Source organism: Streptomyces sp. NPDC038213, assembly GCF_055600495.1.
The window spans coordinates 129,023-147,392 of sequence record NZ_JBVJYM010000012.1 but is presented as its reverse complement, the minus strand read 5'-3'; the positions used below and the strand labels follow the sequence as shown (position 1 = coordinate 147,392).

At 74.4% G+C, this 18,370-nt stretch carries 16 protein-coding genes and 1 riboswitch; of the genes, 8 read left to right on the top strand and 8 right to left on the bottom strand.

The features are described from left to right. Nucleotides 1-74: 74 nt before the first annotated feature. Both ACZ7JZ_RS19185 and ACZ7JZ_RS19180 read left to right on the top strand, forming a co-directional pair. A complete protein-coding gene (locus tag ACZ7JZ_RS19185; RefSeq protein ID WP_470940587.1) occupies nt 75-467 on the top strand; it encodes a winged helix-turn-helix transcriptional regulator in 393 nt (130 codons plus the stop codon). Nucleotides 468-677: 210 nt separating this feature from the next. Continuing rightward, nucleotides 678-1,736, top strand: a complete 1,059-nt coding sequence (locus tag ACZ7JZ_RS19180) for a helix-turn-helix transcriptional regulator (RefSeq protein WP_470940584.1) — start codon at nt 678-680, stop codon at nt 1,734-1,736. Between the two features lie 7 nt (nt 1,737-1,743). Here the strand turns inward: ACZ7JZ_RS19180 and ACZ7JZ_RS19175 are convergent, their stop codons facing one another. Further along, entirely contained in the window at nt 1,744-2,718 is a 975-nt protein-coding gene (locus tag ACZ7JZ_RS19175; RefSeq protein WP_470940676.1) for an SDR family oxidoreductase, read from the bottom strand. 283 nt (nt 2,719-3,001) lie between these two features. Between ACZ7JZ_RS19175 and ACZ7JZ_RS19170 the strand changes: the two genes are divergently transcribed. The 3 genes from ACZ7JZ_RS19170 to ACZ7JZ_RS19160 all read left to right on the top strand — a co-directional run bounded on the left by ACZ7JZ_RS19170 (nt 3,002) and on the right by ACZ7JZ_RS19160 (nt 7,373). Beyond that, nucleotides 3,002-3,985 carry a hypothetical protein gene (locus tag ACZ7JZ_RS19170; RefSeq protein ID WP_470940581.1) on the top strand — a complete coding sequence of 328 codons (984 nt, stop codon included), beginning with the start codon at nt 3,002-3,004 and terminating at the stop codon, nt 3,983-3,985. A 238-nt stretch (nt 3,986-4,223) separates the two neighbouring features. Then, nucleotides 4,224-4,667, top strand: a complete 444-nt coding sequence (locus ACZ7JZ_RS19165) for a hypothetical protein (protein ID WP_470940579.1) — start codon at nt 4,224-4,226, stop codon at nt 4,665-4,667. A 132-nt stretch (nt 4,668-4,799) separates the two neighbouring features. Then, on the top strand, nt 4,800-7,373 hold the full coding sequence (locus tag ACZ7JZ_RS19160) for an FG-GAP repeat domain-containing protein (protein WP_470940576.1): 2,574 nt from the start codon (nt 4,800-4,802) through the stop codon (nt 7,371-7,373). A 54-nt stretch (nt 7,374-7,427) separates the two neighbouring features. On the opposite strand, the gene ACZ7JZ_RS19155 is transcribed toward ACZ7JZ_RS19160, so the two are convergent. From ACZ7JZ_RS19155 to ACZ7JZ_RS19145, 3 genes are all read right to left on the bottom strand, one after another. Further along, nucleotides 7,428-7,766: a hypothetical protein gene (locus ACZ7JZ_RS19155; RefSeq protein WP_470940574.1), complete on the bottom strand. Its 339-nt coding sequence runs from the start codon at nt 7,764-7,766 to the stop codon at nt 7,428-7,430. A gap of 137 nt (nt 7,767-7,903) precedes the next feature. Beyond that, nucleotides 7,904-8,632: a peptidylprolyl isomerase gene (locus ACZ7JZ_RS19150; protein ID WP_470940571.1), complete on the bottom strand. Its 729-nt coding sequence runs from the start codon at nt 8,630-8,632 to the stop codon at nt 7,904-7,906. Between the two features lie 125 nt (nt 8,633-8,757). Next, nucleotides 8,758-10,794 carry an ATP-binding protein gene (locus ACZ7JZ_RS19145; protein WP_470940568.1) on the bottom strand — a complete coding sequence of 679 codons (2,037 nt, stop codon included), beginning with the start codon at nt 10,792-10,794 and terminating at the stop codon, nt 8,758-8,760. A gap of 117 nt (nt 10,795-10,911) precedes the next feature. Then, nucleotides 10,912-11,117: riboswitch (cobalamin riboswitch) on the top strand. Nucleotides 11,118-11,150: 33 nt separating this feature from the next. Between ACZ7JZ_RS19145 and ACZ7JZ_RS19140 the strand changes: the two genes are divergently transcribed. Together ACZ7JZ_RS19140 and ACZ7JZ_RS19135 are read left to right on the top strand one after the other, a co-directional pair. Continuing rightward, a complete protein-coding gene (locus ACZ7JZ_RS19140; RefSeq protein ID WP_470940566.1) occupies nt 11,151-11,321 on the top strand; it encodes a hypothetical protein in 171 nt (56 codons plus the stop codon). Next, a complete protein-coding gene (locus ACZ7JZ_RS19135; RefSeq protein WP_470940564.1) occupies nt 11,315-12,058 on the top strand; it encodes a (2Fe-2S)-binding protein in 744 nt (247 codons plus the stop codon). Before ACZ7JZ_RS19140 ends, ACZ7JZ_RS19135 begins: the two co-directional genes overlap by 7 nt. Nucleotides 12,059-12,139: 81 nt before the next feature. Here the strand turns inward: ACZ7JZ_RS19135 and ACZ7JZ_RS19130 are convergent, their stop codons facing one another. Beyond that, nucleotides 12,140-12,802, bottom strand: coding sequence for a hypothetical protein (locus ACZ7JZ_RS19130; protein ID WP_470940562.1), 663 nt, complete (start codon nt 12,800-12,802; stop codon nt 12,140-12,142). Nucleotides 12,803-12,873: 71 nt separating this feature from the next. Then, nucleotides 12,874-15,540 (bottom strand): FG-GAP repeat domain-containing protein, encoded by a 2,667-nt coding sequence (locus tag ACZ7JZ_RS19125; protein ID WP_470940560.1) that lies wholly within the window; start codon nt 15,538-15,540, stop codon nt 12,874-12,876. Between the two features lie 599 nt (nt 15,541-16,139). Here ACZ7JZ_RS19125 and ACZ7JZ_RS19120 point away from each other — a divergent pair. Further along, entirely contained in the window at nt 16,140-16,853 is a 714-nt protein-coding gene (locus tag ACZ7JZ_RS19120) for a TetR/AcrR family transcriptional regulator (RefSeq protein WP_470940557.1), read from the top strand. 46 nt (nt 16,854-16,899) lie between these two features. On the opposite strand, the gene ACZ7JZ_RS19115 is transcribed toward ACZ7JZ_RS19120, so the two are convergent. Together ACZ7JZ_RS19115 and ACZ7JZ_RS19110 are read right to left on the bottom strand one after the other, a co-directional pair. After that, complete coding sequence (locus ACZ7JZ_RS19115; RefSeq protein ID WP_470940554.1) at nt 16,900-17,262, bottom strand: low affinity iron permease family protein; 363 nt, start codon at nt 17,260-17,262, stop codon at nt 16,900-16,902. Between the two features lie 57 nt (nt 17,263-17,319). Beyond that, nucleotides 17,320-18,357 carry a hypothetical protein gene (locus ACZ7JZ_RS19110; RefSeq protein WP_470940552.1) on the bottom strand — a complete coding sequence of 346 codons (1,038 nt, stop codon included), beginning with the start codon at nt 18,355-18,357 and terminating at the stop codon, nt 17,320-17,322. Between the last annotated feature and the right edge of the window lie 13 nt (nt 18,358-18,370).

Below are 18,370 nucleotides of genomic sequence, written 5' to 3'. Positions count from 1 at the left end.
TGTGGTTACTGGGGAACCGTAGGAGAGTGGCGCTCTACCTGGAAGAACGCACTTTTCAGTGACAAAGGAACCTCATGGTGACCAAGCAGCTCAGAGACTCGGGTCCGGCCGAGGACGATGCGGATCTGACCCGGGCGGACTCCCTGGCGCGGGAGATCTTCTCCGACATCGCCAACAAGTGGGTGCTGCTGATCATCGAGGCGCTGGGCGACGGCACGCTGCGGTTCACCGAGCTGCGTGACGAGGTCGAAGGCATCAGCCACAAGATGCTGACCCAGAACCTGCGCCTGCTCGAACGCAACGGTCTCTTGAGGCGGACCGTCCACCCGGTCGTGCCGCCGCGCGTCGAGTACACCCTGACCGAGCCGGGCCGGGCCCTGCGCGCGACGGTCGACGGCATGTGCGACTGGACGCACCGGTACTTCGCCGACATCGAAGCCGCCCGCCGCAGTTTCGACACCGACTGAATCGACTGAGCAGACGGCTCATCCTTCCTCGCCCGCAGCGGGGTCCAGGTCACAGCAGCCGACTTCTCCCACCGCGAGCCGTTTCTGCCACGGCAGCCGGCCAACCGTGCGTCAGGCAAGGCGTCGTGCGGGGGCGATCCAGGCCTGGCCGCCTGGGAGTGGCGGCGGTACGAGGGGGTGGTTGTTCGCCGGGTCGGTGATGCTGTGGGGATGCGTGCTGCGCGGCTGATTCGTATGGCCCTCCTGATCCAGTCCAACCCCGGTCTGACCGCGGCCGCGCTCGGCCGGGAGCTGGAGGTTTCCGAGCGGACCGTGATCCGTGACGTGCAGGCGTTGCAGGAGGCCGGGGTGCCGGTGCGATCGGAGCGGGGGCGGGTGGGCGGGTACTTCCTTGCCGCCGGATACCGGACCCGGCTCACCACGCTCGGCACGGGTGAGGCGGAGACGCTCTTCCTGTCCGGTCTGCCCGCGGCGCTGCGGGACCTGGGGCTGTCGGACGCGGCGGAGACCGCCCGGCTGAAGCTGACCGCGACGCTGCTCCCGTCGGTTCGCCGGGCGGCCGAGTCCTCGGTGCGGCGCTTCCACCTCGACGCCCCCGCCTGGTTCCGCGAGCCCGCCGCCCCGGAGCTGCTGCCGGAGCTGGCCCGCGCGGTGTGGGCGGACCGGGCCGTCCGGCTGTCGTACGCGCGGCCGGGACGGGACGGGGAGCCGCCCGGCGCCGTGGAGCGGGTGGTGGAGCCGTACGGGCTCGTACTGAAGGCCGGGGCCTGGTACCTCGTGGCCCGTGTCCCGGGCGGGCGGCAGGAACGGGACGGCGGCTGGCGCACCTACCGGGTGGACCGGATCACCGCGCTGGGCCCCGCGCCCGGGGCGGAGGAGCCGTTCGTACGCGATCCGGCCTTCGAGCTGGCCGCGCACTGGGAGGCCCGCTCGGCGGCCTTCGCCCGCGCCCTGCTGCGGATCACCGTCACGGTGCGGCTGACCGGTCCGGGGCTGGACCGGCTGCCCTCGGTGGTGGACGGGGCCGCCGTCGCGGACGCGCTCGCCTCCGCGAGCGCCCCGGACTCCGCCGGCCTGGTCACCGTCGACCTGCCGGCGGAGTCCGAGGACGTCGCCTTCGACCAGCTGGCCCGGCTCGGCGCGGACGCCGAGGTGCTGGCCCCGGCCCGGCTGCGCGCCCGCTTCCGCGCGCACGCGGCGGCGCTGGCCGCGCTGTACCGGCCCGGCCCCGGGGCGGCTTCGCCGGAGGGGGCCGGGGATCAGGGGTAGGCGGGGCTCAGCGGTAGTCCTCGGCGGGTGCCTTGCTGCCGCCGTAGGTCACGTCCTCGAAGTACGCCCAGGCGTCCGGCTGACTGCCGTCCACGTCCGTCACCCCGTACAGCCTGGCGAGTTCGCCGCTGGAGGTGGACGTGCCGTTCCACCGCTGCGCGCGGTCCGGGTCGGCGGCCAGCGCCGCGACCCCGCGGGCCAGGTAGGTCGGGGACTCCGCGATGGCGAACTCCGGCTCCCGGGCGATCGCGTCGCGCCAGTTCTCCTCGCCCACACCGAAGTGGGCGAGCATCTGCTCCGAGCGCAGGAAGCCCGGCGAGACCGCGACCGCCGCGCCGCCGTACGGGGCGAGCTCCTGCCCCAGGCCGAACGCGAGGCGGATCAGGGCGTTCTTCGCGAGGTCGTAGTAGAGGTTCTCCCGGTAGCGGCGGTTGGAGTGCGCGGTGCCGTCGGTCACCTCCACGTGCAGCGGCGCGTCGGAGCGGATCAGCAGCGGGAGCATCAGCGCCGCCGTGATCACGTGCGAGCGCACCCCGAGCTCCAGGATCCGCAGGCCGTCGGCGAGCGGTGTCTCCCAGCTCTTCTTGCCGAACACCGAGGTGAGCAGGAGGTGCTCGCCGCCCCACAGGTCGTTGACGAGGATGTCGAGCCGCCCGTGCTCCCGGTCGATCCGCCCGGCGAGGGCGCGTACCTGGGCTTCGTCGAGATGGTCGGCGGGTACGGCGATCCCGGTGCCGCCCGCGGCGGTGACGAGTTCGGCGGTCTCCTCGATGGTCTCGGTGCTCCGGCCGACCTCGCTGACCCGGTCCCTGGTCGTACGGCCGGTGACGTACACGGTCGCACCGGCCCGGCCCAGCTCCACGGCCTGCGCCCGTCCGGCCCCGCGGGTGGCACCCGCCACGAGCGCGACCCGACCCGCGAGCGGGCCCGCCGGGCCGGCCTGCACGCCGTCGTGTGTGTTCTGGACGGTCCTGTTCTCCATCGTCATGGAATCCATCGTTCATGCCAAAACTGACAGAACACGTCACCTTTTAACGGCACCGCGGAGCAGGAGTGGCATCTGAGCCGGCAGGCGGCCGGGCTCTTTCCGGATGATGATCCGCCGCACTCTGACAGCCGCCGCGGCAGCTGCCGTGATCGCACCGTCCGCCGTACTGGCTGCGCCCGGCGCCGCGTTATCGGCAGGTGCCCCGACCGGAGCCGCCGCGCCGGGGTCCGCCGCTCCCGCGGGCCGGTCCTGCGCATTCGAGTCCGACCACTTGCGCGTGGCCGTCCACCGGCTGCCGCGCCGGCTGACGGCGGGGGGCGCCTGGTCCTCCTTCTCCCTGTCCCTCACCAACACCACCGGCAAGCGCCTGGAGGAGGTCCAGCCCTTCCTGCGCGTGGCCTCCGCCGAGCGCGTCGACCGGCCCGCGTGGGAGCTGGAGACGGAGTACCGGGACGCCCGGACGGGGCGGTGGAAGTCCTTCCGCCACGCGCAGGCGGACGAGGTGTTCGGATTCCTCCCCGTCGGTCCGCGGAGCACCGTCACGCTCCAGCTGCGCACCCGCGCGGTCAAGGAGGCCCAGCCCGGTGCCGGGTACGCGCTCGCCTCCGGGGACTACCGCAACGCCGACGGCTCCTGCGGTTCGGCCAAGGAGGCCTGGTCCGACTTCACCATCCTCCCCGCGGCCGGAACGCGTCCGCAGCCACCGGTCGCGGCCCACCCCTCGGGCAGGCCGAACATGGAGCCCGATCCCGGCGCCCGGATTCCGACCTGCGTCGACGTCGACACCGCCTACGGGCAGTACAACATCAACACCTCCGTCGGGCGTTCGTTCGGCGTCCCCCGGCCGGTAGCCCTCGGCCCCCGCTGGACGACGTACACCGCCACGGTCACCAACGTCTCCGGGGCGGAGATGAAGTCGGTCAAGGTCATTGCCGAGCTGGGGAGTCACCTCTACAACGAGGGCGAGCGCGATCTGAGCCCCTACGGGGACCTGCAGTACTGGGACACCTCACGACTGGCCTGGAGGACGCTGCGCCAGGCCGACGGGACGGCCGGCGGCGCCGTACCCGGGCCGAAGACACTGGGGCACCGGGAATCCCTGCACGTGCAGTTGCGGTTCAGGGTGGGCGAGGACCTGCCCCTGGACCAGGCGTACGACGCGTACACCGGCATCACAGCCGCCTTCCGCGACCGCTACCGCGGCCTCGAGTGCACGGGCGAGGCCCGGGCCGGGGACAACTTCCACCCGGTCAAGAGCTGAGGCCCCGGGAGGAGCCGCGGGCAGGGCGGGCCGGCTGTCGTCCCCCCGCGCGGCGACGGGCTGTCCGGCGGCGGCCGGGCGGCGCCGGCCGCCTGCGCGCCCGATGGTGGTCGCGGCGTGCAGGGCCCCGCAGCCGAGTCCCGTAGCTTCACCCGGTCGTGGCACCCCGTCCTCGCCCGCGGCGCCGCCCACCGCCTAGAGTCCACCCACGACCAGGGACGGGACCGAGGGGGCCGGCATGGGACGGGAGAAACTGACGCGGCAGGAGGTGCTGCGCGCAACGGCGGCCCTGGAGGCCGTGTGGCAGGACGACGCGGACGGGCTGCGTGCCGTGGAGGTCAGCGCCCCGGGCGAGCGGCCGCTGCCCACCGTCATCGCCCTCGTCGGCCGCTACCTCATCCTCTCCACCCTCGCTGCGGACGTGGACTCCGAAGAGGACTTCCTGGACCCGGCCGACCCCGGCTTCGCCGAGGCGGTGAGCGGACTGGAGGAAGCCGCGCCGTACGCCCGCGTCACCGCCGCCTACGCCATGCTCCTGACCGACATCGCCACGACGACCGACGCCACCCGGTCGGAGACGATCGCCCGCGCCGTGACCACGTTCTTCACCGAGTACACGGGCATCGACAAGCCGGACGTCCCCGCCCTGTTCGCCCTCCTGCGCGCTCAGGCCGGCCGCTGAGCCAGCCTGCTCGGCAGCCGGCCCGGTGCCGGGCCGCACGCGGCCGCCGTAGAAGGGCACGGTACAACCATCCGCGGGGGTCGGGGGTCCAACCGGCTGATCGATGATTTTCACGGGGGAAGGAACTGCCCGATGGGCGTACAGGCCCGCACTCACGGCCGGCTGGCGGCTGCCGTCGCCACTGCCGCACTGGTCGTCTCCGGGGGATTCGTCCCGCCGCTGCTCGCCGCCGGACCGGCGGCTGCTGCTCCGCTTCCCGGGTGGAACCAGCCCGTTCCGCTCGACAGCCCGTCGGGGAGCCTCGTCTCCGGCACCAAGCACCTGGTCATCACCCCCGACGGCACGGCCGTGGCGGTGTGGGGGGAGGCGGTCTCCGACGACCTGCCGAGCGATTACTACTACTCCGTCCGGCCCGCCGGCAGCCGGTACTGGAGTGCGAAGAAGTACCTCGCCGGCGACGGCCTGCACGCGTTCCGGATGTTCCCCGGCGCTGACGGCACGGTGACGGCCGCGTGGGCCGAGACCGAGTGGGACGGAGGCGGCGGCACGGATGCGAGCCAGGTGTGGGTCGCCGACCTCGTCCGGGGCGTCTGGACGAAGAAGGCCCTCGTGGAGAGGGAGGCCGGGCTGTCGGTCACCGGTGCCGCGTTCGCCCCGGGCCCCGGCGGCACCCTGACCGCCGTCTGGTCCACCGAGCCCTACGGCGCCTCCGCCACGGATCCCGTCGAGCGGACCGTCACCACGACGACCCGGGCCGCCGACGGGACCTGGTCCGCGCCCACCGCCGTCGCCTCCACGACCGACGGGGCGGTGACGCGGCCCGACGTAGCCGTGGACACCCAGGGCACAGCCGTCATCGGCTACCTGCGCACCACCGCCGACGGCCTGTCCGGCGTCGAGACCGTCACCCGGCCCGGCCCTGCGGGGTCCTGGGGCCGGCCCGTACCCGCCGCCGCTCCGCGCAAGGGCACCACGGGCCCCAACCTGGGCTCCGGCCCCGACGGCTCCCTGGCCATGACCTGGGTCGACGGCACCCCGGGGGCGTCGGCCGACGAGGCGATCCGGGCGACCGTACGGCGGCCGGGCGCGGACTGGGGTCCCGTACTCGCCGTGCCCTCGGAGCGCCAGCAGGAGGCCGTCCGGGCGCCGGAGCCGCTGATCGCGCCCGACGGCGACGTCACCCTCGCCTGGCGGGACCGCCACGACGGCGGGACGGGGGTGGTCTCCGGCATCGCCACCGCCACCCTGCGCGCGGGCGCCGCCGCCTGGAAGCAGGAGGCGCAGCTCGGACTCCGGGGCAAGGAGGTGCAGTTGGAGGACGCCGAGATCGGTCCCGACGGGACCGTGCGCGTGCTGTGGTCGGAGCAGGTGGCCGCCGGTTCGTCCGTGCGGCACGTCCTGGGCCAGGCGGCCCGTACCTCCGGCGACGACGCCTGGTCCGCGCCCGCCGCCCTGCCCGGCGCCACCGCGGAACACTCCAAGCTCTTCGGGGCGGTCGCCGCAGGACCGGGCGGTTCCGCCGCGGCCCTGTGGCACCAGGACTGGAACGACGAGGACTGGACCCCACTGCTCGCGTCCGACACCCTGCCGCCGCTGGTCGTGACCGGCTCGGCGGTCCCGGCGGCGGCTCCGCTGGCCGGGAGCGACGGCAGGAAGACGGTCTGGGCCCCGGTCTGGGACCTCAGCGCGCCCGTGGCCGACTGGACGCTGACCCTCACCGACCCGAAGACGGGCAAGGCCGTCCGCACCCTCACCGGGAACACGCAGACCTGCAAGGTCACGGCGGCCTGGAACGGGCGCACGGCCGCGGGCACCCTCCCGGCGAACGGCCCGCTCGCGTGGAGCCTGACGACCTCCCCCGCCAACGCCCCGGCCCCGGTCGTCCTGGCCAAGGGCTCGGTCACGGTCACGGGCGGATCGGCGGTCCACCGCGACTTCGGCGGGAAGGCGGGTACGCCCGACGGTACGGGCGACATCATGTCCGTCAACGGCACGAGCCTGCGGACCGCGTACGGGCACCCGGGGATCGACAGCTTCAGCGGCAGCACGACCACCACCGGCTGGCCGAAGGGCTTCCGCCCGGTCCCGTTCGGCGACACCAACGGCGACCGCTGCAACGACACCCTGGTACGGCTGGCCACCGGCGAGATGCGCCTCTACACCCCCGCGTGCGGAGCCGCCCTCAAACCGACCACCAAGCACCGGGTGCTGGGCAAGGGCTGGAACGCGTACGACCTCATGACCGGCGTCGGGGACGTCACGAAGGACGGCCGCCCCGACCTGATCGCCCGCGACCCCAAGACCGGCGGCCTGTACCTCTACACCACCACCGCCTCCGGGATCCTGTCCCCGCGCGTCCTCCTGAGCACGGCCTTCAAGGACTACAAGAAGATCGTCGGCACGGGCGACCTCAACGGCGACGGCATCGGGGACCTGCTCCTCCAGGACACCGGCAACGAGCTGTGGCGCAGCTACGGGCTCGGCAACGGCAAGTTCGGCGCCCGCACCCTCCTCGCCAAGGACTGGGGCGCCTCGTACAACGCCCTCGTCGGCATCGGCGACCTCACCGGCGACGGCCGCGCCGACCTGCTCGTCCGCGACACCGCGGGCGCGGTCTGGCGCTACGACGGCACCGGCAGGGGAACCTTCGGCGGACGCGTCAAGCTCGGCACCGGCTGGCAGGTGTACGCGGGAGGCATCCACTGACGCCGTGAGGCGGTGTTCCTCCCCGGAGCGGGGGGAACACCGCCTCCGGGTCGGTCAGCAGTGGCTGCGGGCCTTCTTGAGGCCCGGTGCGGCCTTGCGGAGGTCGGAGGTGGAGGAGGCGGTGCCGCGGGCCAGGTCGAGTGCCTCGGCGAGCGGTTTGTGCTTCGCGTCCTCCAGGGCGGCCAGGCGGGCGAGTTCCGAGGCCACGGCGAGCCGGCCGTAGGCGAGCTCCCACTCGGTGTCCGAGGAGTCGGCGGGCAGCGGGTCGGGGAGCTTCCACACCAGCGTGCAGGCCAGTTCGGCGTCGCTGCGGGACTTCCCGTCGTCCCCGGCCGCACTGCAGCCGGCGAGCAGCGCCAGCGCTGCGGTCAGCGGAACCAGACGTCGCATCATGTGCCGGACCCTCCCCCGGTCAGCCACTCCACCCCACCCCGACCACCTTAGGGACGCGCGTCCGGCGCGGGCAAGACGGCCTGCGCCCGGCGGCACGCGGCGGCGTACGGGCCGACGGCCGCGTGGCGCGGAGCACGTCACTGCGGGCAGGCCGGGCGGACGCGGAGGAGTTCGGTGCGCAGGGCGGGTGTGCCGTCGACCGGCGCCGGGTCCTCGGCGGTCGGCTCGATGCCTGCCGCGGCGACCTTGTCGAGGGTGGCCAGGCCTTCGGGGCCGACCGTGCCGAACACCGTGTAGTTGGGGCGCAGGACGGAGTCTCCGTAGACGACGAAGAACTGCGAGCCGTTCGTGTGCGGACCGGCGTTGGCCATCGCGAGCAGGCCGCGCCCGTACTGGCGGCGCGTGCCGGTCGGGTCGGTCGGTACGGGCGGCAGGTCGACCGGGAGCTCGTCCTTGTACTTGTACCCGGGCCCGCCCTCGCCGGTGCCGGTCGGGTCGCCGCACTGCAGGACCTTCAGCGTGGGGTAGGCCGTCAGGCGGTGGCAGACCGTGCGGTCGTAGAAGCCGTGGCGGGCCAGGTGCAGGAAACTCTGGACCGTGCAGGGGGCCTTGGCCCTGTCCAGGCGCAGCGGGAGCCGGCCCTGGCTGGTCGGAACCGCCATGTCCACCGTGCCGCGGCTGGGGGTGCGGCGCGGGTCGGGCGGCAGCGGGACGGGGCGCGCGGGCGGCTCTTCGGGGGTCTGCGCGTACTGGCAGGGGCCGTTCGTGGTGCGCGGCGGAGGGCCCTCGGAAGCGGTGGCGGTACTGCCGCCGGAGAGGGCCAGCGCCGTGGCCGCCGCCAAGGTGCTGATCAGTAATCGGTTCATCCTGCACGCCCTTTCCGGCGATCGCCAGGTCTTGGAGCGGTCGCAGTCTAGGTCGCGGGCCCGGTCGGCGGGAATAGCGCCCCGCGGGGGTCGGCGCGGCTGACGGGGCGCCGGCTCCGCGGGGCTCAGCGGTCCCGCCAGCCGCCGTGCATGCCTTCGCGGTACGCGGCCTCGTAGGCGCGGTCGCCGAGGAGGGTCCGGGCGTGGTGTTCGGACTGCGTGCGCAGGGGGGCGAGTTCGGGGGTGCCGCGCTGGGGGTGGCCCACGGACTGCCAGAGGGCGTGGCCCGCGCCCGAGGTGCGGGCCGCGCGGGCGCATTCGCCGGCGGCCGCCTGGGCGGCGGCGAGGAGGTCGAGGCCGAGGGCGGTGCCGAAGCTGTCGCCGAGGTGGTGCTTGGCGGCGAGCATGGAGCGGGCGTGCGCGGCAGCCTCGGCGGGGCGCTCCTCGATCAGGGAGATCAGGGTGAGCTGGTAGTCGGCGTAGGAGCGGGTCCAGTGCTCGCCGCGGGCGGTGCAGCCCTCGCGCAGTTCCTCGGCGGCGGCGCGGGCCTCCTGGTGGAGGCCGGTCGCGGTGAGGGCGAAGGTCCGGGCGAGGTGGCAGCGGAGCCTGGCGGCGGAGTCGAAGACGGTTCCCGGGAGGCCTTCGAGGGCGTTGTCGGTGACGATGCGGGCGGCCAGGGGGCGGCCGGCCAGCAGGTGGCTGATGCCGAGGAGGTAGGCCGCGTCCAGCCGGTCGTCGGGGTCGTGGGGGTCGTCGGGGTCCTCGTCCAGGCCGCGTGCTGCTGCGGCTGCTTCGCAGGCGAGGGCGAGGCGGTGGGCGTGCTCGTGTTCGCCGCGCAGGAGGAGGACCACGCCCAGCGCCCAGCGGGGCCGCGTGATGTCGGTACCGTCCGGTCTGGGGGCGTTCAGCCCGCGCTGGAGGTAGGTCTGGGCCTCGTTCAGGTGCCCGCAGCAGCCCCAGAAGAAGGCGACGCGCGCGGCCATGTCCAGGGCGCGGGCCGGTTCGGCGCCGAGCAGGTGGTCCAGGGCCGCGCAGAGGTCGCGGTGCCGGTCGCGCAGCCGGCGGTACCAGCTGCCCTGGTCGGCCGAGAGCCATCCCTGTTCGGCCGAGCGGGCCAGGCGGTGGAAGTGGTCGGCGTGGCGCCGGCGGACGGTGTCGCCCTGCTCCAGGTGGCCGAGCCACATGGCCCCGTACTCCCTGATGGTGTCGAGCAGGACGTGGTCCTGCCCGGACCTCTTGACGACCGATTTGGCGACCAGTCCGTCCAGCGCCTGCGGGACCCGGGCCGGCGGCAGGGCCGCGTCGGAGCAGACCGCGCGCGCGTCGTCCGCGTCGAAGGGGCCGCGGAAGACCGAGAGCCGTGCCCACAGGAGGCGTTCGGCCGGGTCGCACAGTTCGTGGCTCCAGCCGATGGTGGTGCGCAGGCTCAGGTGCCGGCGGGGGTCGCGGGGGGTGGCGGAGAGGAGGGGGTCGATATGGCGGTGAAGGCGGTCGGCGAGCTGCTGCGGTGCGTGGTGGGTGAGCTGGGCGGCGGCGAGCTCCAGCGTCAGGGGGATGCCTTCGAGGCGGCGGCAGATGTCCCGTGCCACCCGAAGGAGTGAGGGCGGCCAGGGGTGCGGAAGCTGCGGCGCGACCGCGGCGGCCCGTCTGAGGAAGAGTTCGAGCGCGTCGTCGGGCCGCAGCGGCGGCAGTTCCACGACGCGCTCGCCGCGGATGCCGAGGGGCTGGCGGCTCGTGGCGAGTACGGACAGCCCCGGGGCGGCGGTCATCAGGTCGGCGGCCAGGTACCGCACCTCGGGGAGCAGGTGCTCGCAGGAGTCGAGGACGAGGAGCAGTTCGCGGTCGGCCAGCCAGGCGCAGAGGGCTTCCGCGGGCATGCGCGGGGTGTGGTCGGCGAGGCCGCAGGCGGCGGCGACGGTGTCGGCCAGCTGGGAGGCGTCCTGGAGCCGGGACAGTTCCACCCAGGCGAAGGGGCGGTCACCGTGGGGCGACTGCTCCAGCAGGTGGCGGACCGCCCGGCTCTTGCCCACGCCTCCGGTGCCGACCACGGTGACCGCCCGGTGGGCGGCCAGCATGGCGGTCAGGGCGGCCAGTTCGGGGCCCCGCCCGACAAAGGCCTCGCGGCCCTCGTAGCCATCGTACTTACGTCGATCCTCGTCCACGCGAGCAAGTCTGGCCCACCGCGCACCGTCCCTGGGGGCGGTCCGCCCGCGAGGGGTCCCGCCGCGGCGCGGCCGGGCGGGGTCGAGTCGGCTGCCCGTCGTGGCCGGCTGCACAGCTGCGGTGCTGGTGGCGGCGGTGCGCAGTCTGCGACGATTGCGGGCGTCAAGCGACGGCGGGACGAGGAAGCCGGTGGGATTCCGGCACGGTACCGCCACTGTGTAGGGGGAGCGACTCCATGCGCGGCCACTGCCCGTCAGGGCGGGAAGGCCGGAGGAGCACTGATCCCGAGTCAGGAGACTCACGCCGTCGCACCTCGACGTACGGGGCGGATCTCCCCGGGGAGGCGGTGGCACTCGTGTGCCTGCACATATACGACGGCTACGGCTACGGCTACGGCTACGGCTACGGCTACGGCTACGGCTACGGCAGCCTGCCGCAGAGCGGCGGCCGGCGGTTTCGGCGGCCGGTGGGGACCGTACGGGCGGTCCACGCGGTAGGGGCCGCAGGGGCGGTACGGGCATGGTGACCCCGGTGCTCACCCCCGCCGTCCTGGCCCGGTTCGCGGGTATCAGCCGGTACTTCGCGGTGTCCACCGGACCGCGGCCACCCGTCGCGGGGTACCGGCCGCTGGCCGAGCTGTACGGCGACGCGGACACGATGGCGCAGTGCGTACGGGCCGTGGCCGCGCGCCTGCGCACCGACGAGCCGCGGGTGGCCGCGTCCACCCTCCACATCGGCACCGCCTCCCGCCTGTGGTCGGTCGCACTGGCCGGCGCGGCCCTCACCGGCCGGGTCCCCGACCTCGACCCCGGCCGTCTGCACTGGCGCCTGCCCGGGTCCGGGCCCGTGGACCTGTGGCTCCCCGAGCTGCGGGAGGTGCCGGACCGGGACCCCCTGCGGGCACTCGGGCACACGGTCGTCGAGCAGAACCTCGGCCCCTTCGCCGCGGCCGTGCACCGCACCTGCGCCGTGTCCCCGAAGGTCCTGCACGGCAACGCCGCCGCCACCCTGGTCTGCGCCCACCGCGCCCTCCACACGCGGGCACCGCATCCGCCCGTACTCCCGGTCGCGCCCCTGGTCCGCGCCCTCCTGGACCGGCCGCCGCTGGCCGGGGCCGGAACGTACCGGGCTGCCGGCCCCACCGCGGCGCTCTCCTACCGCCGCAACAACTGCTGCCTGTACTACCGGGTCCGCGACGGCGGCGGGACCTGCGAGGAGTGCGTGCTCAACCCGGAGGAGGAGCTGGAGGAGAAAGCGGGCTGACGGGCGGCACGACGGTGCAGACCCCCGGCCGGGGGCACCGCGTCCCTGATCGGGGGCCTGCCGCCGTGGCCCGGTCCCGCCTCAGCCCTGCGCGCCCGCTGCGGCGGGCAGGCCCAGGAACCTCGCCGGGGCCAGGACGAGGAACTTCGCCATCGCGGTGGCGAGGCCGGCCGCTCCGGGGCCGTCCGGATCGCCCGCCAGGCTGCGGAAGGTCAGTTCCAGGGCCCGGTCGCCGTCCCGTACCAGGAGGGTGGTGATCCGGGCCTGCTGTCCGGCGGGGCCGGCCAGCATGGTGCGCATCAGGGCCTCGTCGCCGCCGGAGCGCTTCTCCACGTCGAGCGGCCCGCTCGGATCGGCGGCCGGGTCGAGGAGTTCCACCGTGATGTCCTGGTCGCCGATGCTCATCGTCCAGGCCTGGCAGCCCTCGTAGACCGCCCGCATGTCGGCCATCCAGGCCGCGGCGGCACCGGCCTCCCGCTCCGAGACCCCCTCGTCGACGAGGATCGTGGAGTCGGCGTTGACGAAGGAGGTCCTGACCTCGCGCGCGGCCTTGTCCAGGAAGGCTCTGTTCAGCAGCGCGGTGAGCTCCGGGGTCGCGGCGGTCATCGGCGGCGGGTCCTCGTCGGAGGAGGGGGCCGCCATCTCGGTGAACCCGTCGAGGCCCGCGGGGCCCAGGTCGGCCGCCGTGAGCAGCAGCTCTTCCAGGGGGGCCGGAGGCGTGGCCTGCGTCGGCGAATCGCCCATGTCGTGCACGGAGTTGCCTTTCGTGGAGCGGTGCGTACGTGGTGGTGGTGCGGAGTGGGCGCGCGCGGGCGTCAGTAGACGCCGTTGTAGACCTGCCAGCCGGTGGCGAGCTGCGTGCGGCCGCCGAAGGTGCCGGCTCCGGTGCCGTTCCAGCGCCAGATGGCGCCGGCGCTGTCGCGGGCGAGGAGGTCGGCGCGGCCGTCGCCGGTGAGGTCGCCGGGGACGACGAGGGTGGTGTAGGAGGGGCTGAAGTCCTTCACCACCAGGGTGCGCGGGCCGAAGGTGCCGTTGCCCGTGCCGTTCATCCGCCACAGCTCGTTCGAGGCGTCCTGGAGCAGCAGGTCGCCGTGGCCGTCGCCGGTGAGGTCCCCGGCGCCGACGATCTTCTTGTAGCCCTTGAACGCCGTGCCGAGGCCTACGCGCGCGGAGAGGATGCCGGTGCTGGTGGTGGTGTAGAGGTACAGGCCGCCGGTGGCCGGATCGCGGGCGATCAGGTCGGGGCGGCCGTCCTTGTTCACGTCTCCGACGGCCGTCATGACGTCGTACGCGTTCCAGCCCTTGCCGAGGACCTTGTGCTGGGTGGTGGGCTTGAGGGCCTCGCCGCAGGCGGGGGTGTAGAGGCGCATCTCGCCGGTCGCCGGGATGCGGACCAGGGTGTCGTTGCAGCGGTCGCCGTTCGTGTCGCCGAAGGGGACCGGGCGGAAGCCCTTGGGCCAGCCCGTGGTGGTCGCGCTGCCGCTGAAGTTGCCGGTGGCGCGGTTGCCGTAGGCGGTGCGGAGGGTGCCGGCGGCCGTGGTCTGGACGAAGTCGCCCGTACCGTCCGGGGTGTTCGCCGCTCCGCCGAAGTCGCGGTGGACGGCGGCGCCGCCGCGCAGGGCGACCGTTCCGCGGGCCAGGACCGCCGGGTCGGCGGCCGACTCGGCGCCGGTGAGGGCGAGTTCCCAGGCCAGCGGGCCGTTCGGGGCCGGGGTGCCGGCGGCGGTACGGCCGTCCCAGCGCGGGCGGACCGGCGCCGCGGCGGCGGTGGTGCCGGACAGGGTCCGGAGGGTGCGGCCCGCCGGGTCCTTGAGCGCCAGGGTCCAGCGGACCGGTTGGTTCGCGGTCCACGTCGGGTCCCAGGCGGGGCCCGTACCGCCGAAGACGGCCGCGGCGGGCGCGTTCGAAGCCGTCAGCGCCACAGCGGGTGCGGTGCTGGTGCGCACCGCGAGGAGCTGGTCGGCCCGCTCCAGCTCACCGGCGACCAGCAGGGCCGCGCCCGCACCGTCCGGGCCGACGGCGAGCTCGGCGAAGCGGTTCCCCGTCACCCCGCGGTTCTGGGTCAGCCGGACCGGTGCGGTCCAGGTGCCGGTCCGCGGGTCGCGGGCCGTCTCCATGGGATGCACGTCCGTGCTCCCGGAGCCGGGCCGGGGCTGCGACCAGGTGGCGCGGATGGTGCCGTCGGCGCCGATGGCGGCCCCGTAGCGGGAGGGCGCGCCGGTGCCCGAGGCGATGGGGGCCGGGGCGGACCAGCGGGAGTCCGTACGGCCCAGCGAAGAGGCGTAGAGGGGGGTCGTGGCTGTGGCGGCCTTCGGGTGGAGCCAGAGCAGGGTGACCCGGCCGTCCGGGGCGACCAGCGGCTCGGGGGTGCGCCAGGCGGGGTCGGTCAAGGCGTCGGCGAAGACCTGGAGCTGCGGGCCCCAGGCCGCGGCGCCGGGGGCCCGTACGCTCGCGTAGCCGGCGGTCGTGCGCTTGCCGTCCGCGGCGGGCTGGTCCACGCGCCAGGCGACGGCCGTGGTGCCGTCGGGGCCCGTGCCCAGCTCGGGCCGGGTCGCGCCCGCGCTGGCAGCGGTCAGAGGGGCGGGCTCGCCCCACGCCCGTCCGGATGCGGAGCGGGTGACCGTCTCCAGGCGGTTGGCGGTGTCGCCGGTGCCGGTCGTACGGACGTACGCGGCGACCACGGACCCGGTGGCGTCCACCGCGACGTCGGGGTCCTTCAGGAGCTCCTGCGGCGAGGCGGCCGAGGCGACCTCGGCCGCAGCGCCCCAGGTGCCGTCGGCGCCGCGGACGGCGGCGGAGACGGCGGCCGGACCGCGGCCCTCCGGGCCGCCCGCCCACACGGCGGCGAAGGTGCCGTCCGGGCCGGCGGCGGCGCGCAGCCTGTCGAGGGTCAGGCCCGCGGAGAGCGGCAGCAGCTCCGAAGTACCGGACCAGGCGAGGGACTTGGTGTGGACCGTGGCCGCCACGACGCGGGCCTCGCGGCCGGTCCCCTGGGCCGCGTCGTGGTGCGGGGACTCCGCCCACACGGCCAGGACCTCGCCGCCCGTTCCGGCGACGAGCTGGACGTCGCCCCTGCTCGTGGGCGTGTGGGAGAGCGGCTTCGGGGCGCTCCAGGTACTGGACTTCGGGGCGCGGACCGCCGCGTACAGGCGGTACGTCCAGCTGGTCCCGGCCACCGCCTCCTTCCACACGGCGACCGCGGAGCCGTCGGAGGCGACGGCGATCTGCTGGCGGCCCACCCAGCTGATGATCCGGTCGCTGACGGGCTCGGCCCTGTTCCAGGACGGGAGTTGCTGCGCGGGCGTGGCGGCTGCGGGTGGGGGTGCTGCGGCTGTGGTGGCGGTCGCGGCGGGCAAGGTGGTGTGGAACAGGGTGGTGGTGGCGGCGAAGGCCGGCGGTACGCCGAGTGCGACGCCGGTCAGCGTGCTGACGATGGCCACCGCGACGGCCAGCCGGCCCCGCCCTCCCCCGTGTGCGTCCATCAGGCAGGTTCCTTTCCCCGTGATGCAGATGCCAGATCAGATGTCAGATCGCATGTCAGATCCATCACCGGTGGGACTCATGGGGCCCACCAGATGGTTGTGCACGAATTTCATATGAATTGCTCGGAATATTTCCGGCGGCCGCTTCGCCCCGTCCGCGGCGGCCGTCTCCCCTGTGGACGGCCGACACGGCGACGGAGCGGCAGCCCCCGCCGGGGACGCCTGCCGGAACCCGGTACCCGGCGGCGCGAGCGGCGCGGCGTCCGCAGACGCAGCTCCTCGCCGGCCCCTGGCCGGCCCCCGCCGCTTCCCGCAGCGGGGTCCGCCCGGGGCGGCCCGGTCGGGCGGCGCGCGCATCGGGCGGAGCTGCCGGAACCGGCGGAACAAGGCACAGGACTTCCGACGCGCACACTGTACGCATGGGCGTACGATGTGCGCAACCATGATCTGACAGCATCGGACGCGACGGCTCAGCAAGGCAGTTGCCGCAGGTGGCAGGCTCGTGCGGGTGGGCGGGAAGTGGCCCTCGCGGCGCTTGTACCCTCGGCGCGTACACCGTGCGCACCCGGTGCGCAGCACCCCGCTTTGGAGGAACAACCGTGGCAGCAGAGTCCCCTCCCGTGCCGTCCGTCTGGACGCGTCCGCAGCCCGAGCCGCGCCAGCCGGGGCTGAGCCGCGACGTGATCGTCCGCGAGGCGGTCGGCATGCTGGACGCGGACGGCGCGGAGGCGCTGAGCATGCGCAAGCTCGGCGCCCGCCTGAACGCGGGGGCCACGTCGGCGTACCGGCACGTGGCGAACAAGGACGAGCTGCTGGAGCTGGCCGTGGACGAGGTCCTCGGGGAGGTCCTCGTCCCCGGCGGACGGGGAGGCCCGGACGGCGCGGGCGCCGACTGGCGTGCCGCGGTCTCGGAGTGCGCGCAGTCCTTCCGGGCGACGGCGGTCCGCCACCCCTGGCTGTGCGCCGAACTGGGCCGGGCCGGTCTCGCCTACCAGGGGCCGAACCTGTCCGCGCTCTCGGCGGGACTGGCCGACCTGTTCGAAGGCATCGGCCTGTCCCACGTACCCGGTGCGATCGACGCGGTGTACTCCTACGCGATCGGGATGAGCACCACCGAGTCGGCCTGGCTCACCACCGTGGCCCGCTCGGGTCTGACGGAGGCCGAGTTCCTCGAGCGGGTCCTGCCCACCACCCCGGAGACCGACGAGGAGCACCGGCAGTACGTCGAGGACCCCGCAGCGATCCGCGACCGGAAGTTCACCGCCGGCCTGGACGTCCTCCTCGACGGACTCGCCACCCGCCTGCCCGGCTGAGGCCCGGGGCCCTGGTCAGGGGCCGGGCCCAGCGGGGCGGACGCACCTAGACCTCCTCGTCCATGCCGATGACCCGGCGGAGGTCGTCGGCCGCCTCGTGCTCCTCGCCCTGCCGCATCTCCAGCAGGGCGGCGGCGATCGCGTCGAGTTTGCGCTGGACCGCGTGCTCGGCCCTGCGTTCGCTGTTCTTCAGCAGGGCCAGCAGCAGCAGGGTCACGGCAGTCATCAGTTCGCCCAGGAGCAGCTGCCACGCGAGCGGGATGTGCAGGAAGTGGCCGACCAGGTACGCCGCCACCAGGGCGACGCACACCGCTTGGAAGGCCACCGAGGCGGTGGCCGCCGAGGCCTTCTCCGCCAGCCGTTCGAACCACGCCGGTTCCCCGCCCGCACCGCGCCCGTCAGTCGTCATGGCTCCTGCATACCGCGAACTCCCCGCCCGGGCCGCGGGCCGCGCCGCCGGGAGGGGTCAGGGGGACGCCGAGGCGGACGGGGCCTTGCCGTTCTGGGCCTGCTGGGCGCGGTCCGCCATCATCCGGCCGAGCGCGGCGAGCGAGGGCTCCAGGTCGCCTGCCGCGGTGGTGTAGCGGACGAAGACGACGACGGTTCCGACGAGCGCCCCCGCTTCGGCCTCCTCGATGGTCTCGTCGTCCTCGTTGACCATCTCCTTGCCGGGGGTGAACCGGAAGGCCGTACTGGTGTCGCCCAGGGCCGGGTACGACATGAGGGTCTTCTCGGAGTCGTCCGCCAGGTCGCTGCGCATCAGGTCGTACGCCCGGGCGGCGTGCGGAGCGCTGTCGAAGGCCGTGACGTAGAGCGCGGCCGTCTTCTGCGGCTTCTCGCGCCCCGTGGTGGTACGGGCGGTGAACAGGCGGCCCTCGCAGGCGGGCTGGCAGCCCTGCTCCCCCGCGCTGACCTCCGGCTCGCCGCTGCTCTTGAACTCGGCCGGCAGGCTGTCCCCGCCGGGCAGGACGCTCTCGACGACCGCCAGCTCGGTGAGGGGGGTCACCTTGCGCGCGCCCGCGCCGTCCCGTCCGTCGTCGCCCAGCATCTGGACCACGTTGCGGAAGCCGATGACGACGAGCAGGGCCAGCACCGCGCCGACGGCGATCAGGGTGACCACCGTCCCCGTGGTCTTCTTCAGGTGCAGGGGGCCGATGTTGATGGTGGCGTGGGGGGCGTCGCCGCCGATGTGGACGTGCTGGGTGATCGTCGGCGGGTAGGCCGGAGGGGGTGGCGGTCCGGAACTCAGGGCCGCCCGCAGCTGGTCGGCGAGGGCGGGGTCGCCGTCCAGTTCCACGGTCAGGCGACCCCGTACCGCTTCCGCAGCCTGCTCGGAGCCCGGTTCCGCGTCCCAGAGGTCCAGGGCTCCACGCCCCTCGTCGGAGCGGCCGAGGCGGCTGCGGACCAGCTCCGACAGGCGGGTGAAGGCTGCGGTGCCGGCGCCGGAGGCCGCGCCCGAGACGAGGGAGGCGACGACCGCACCTGCTAAGTCCGTTGGCGACATGGCGGCATCTTCG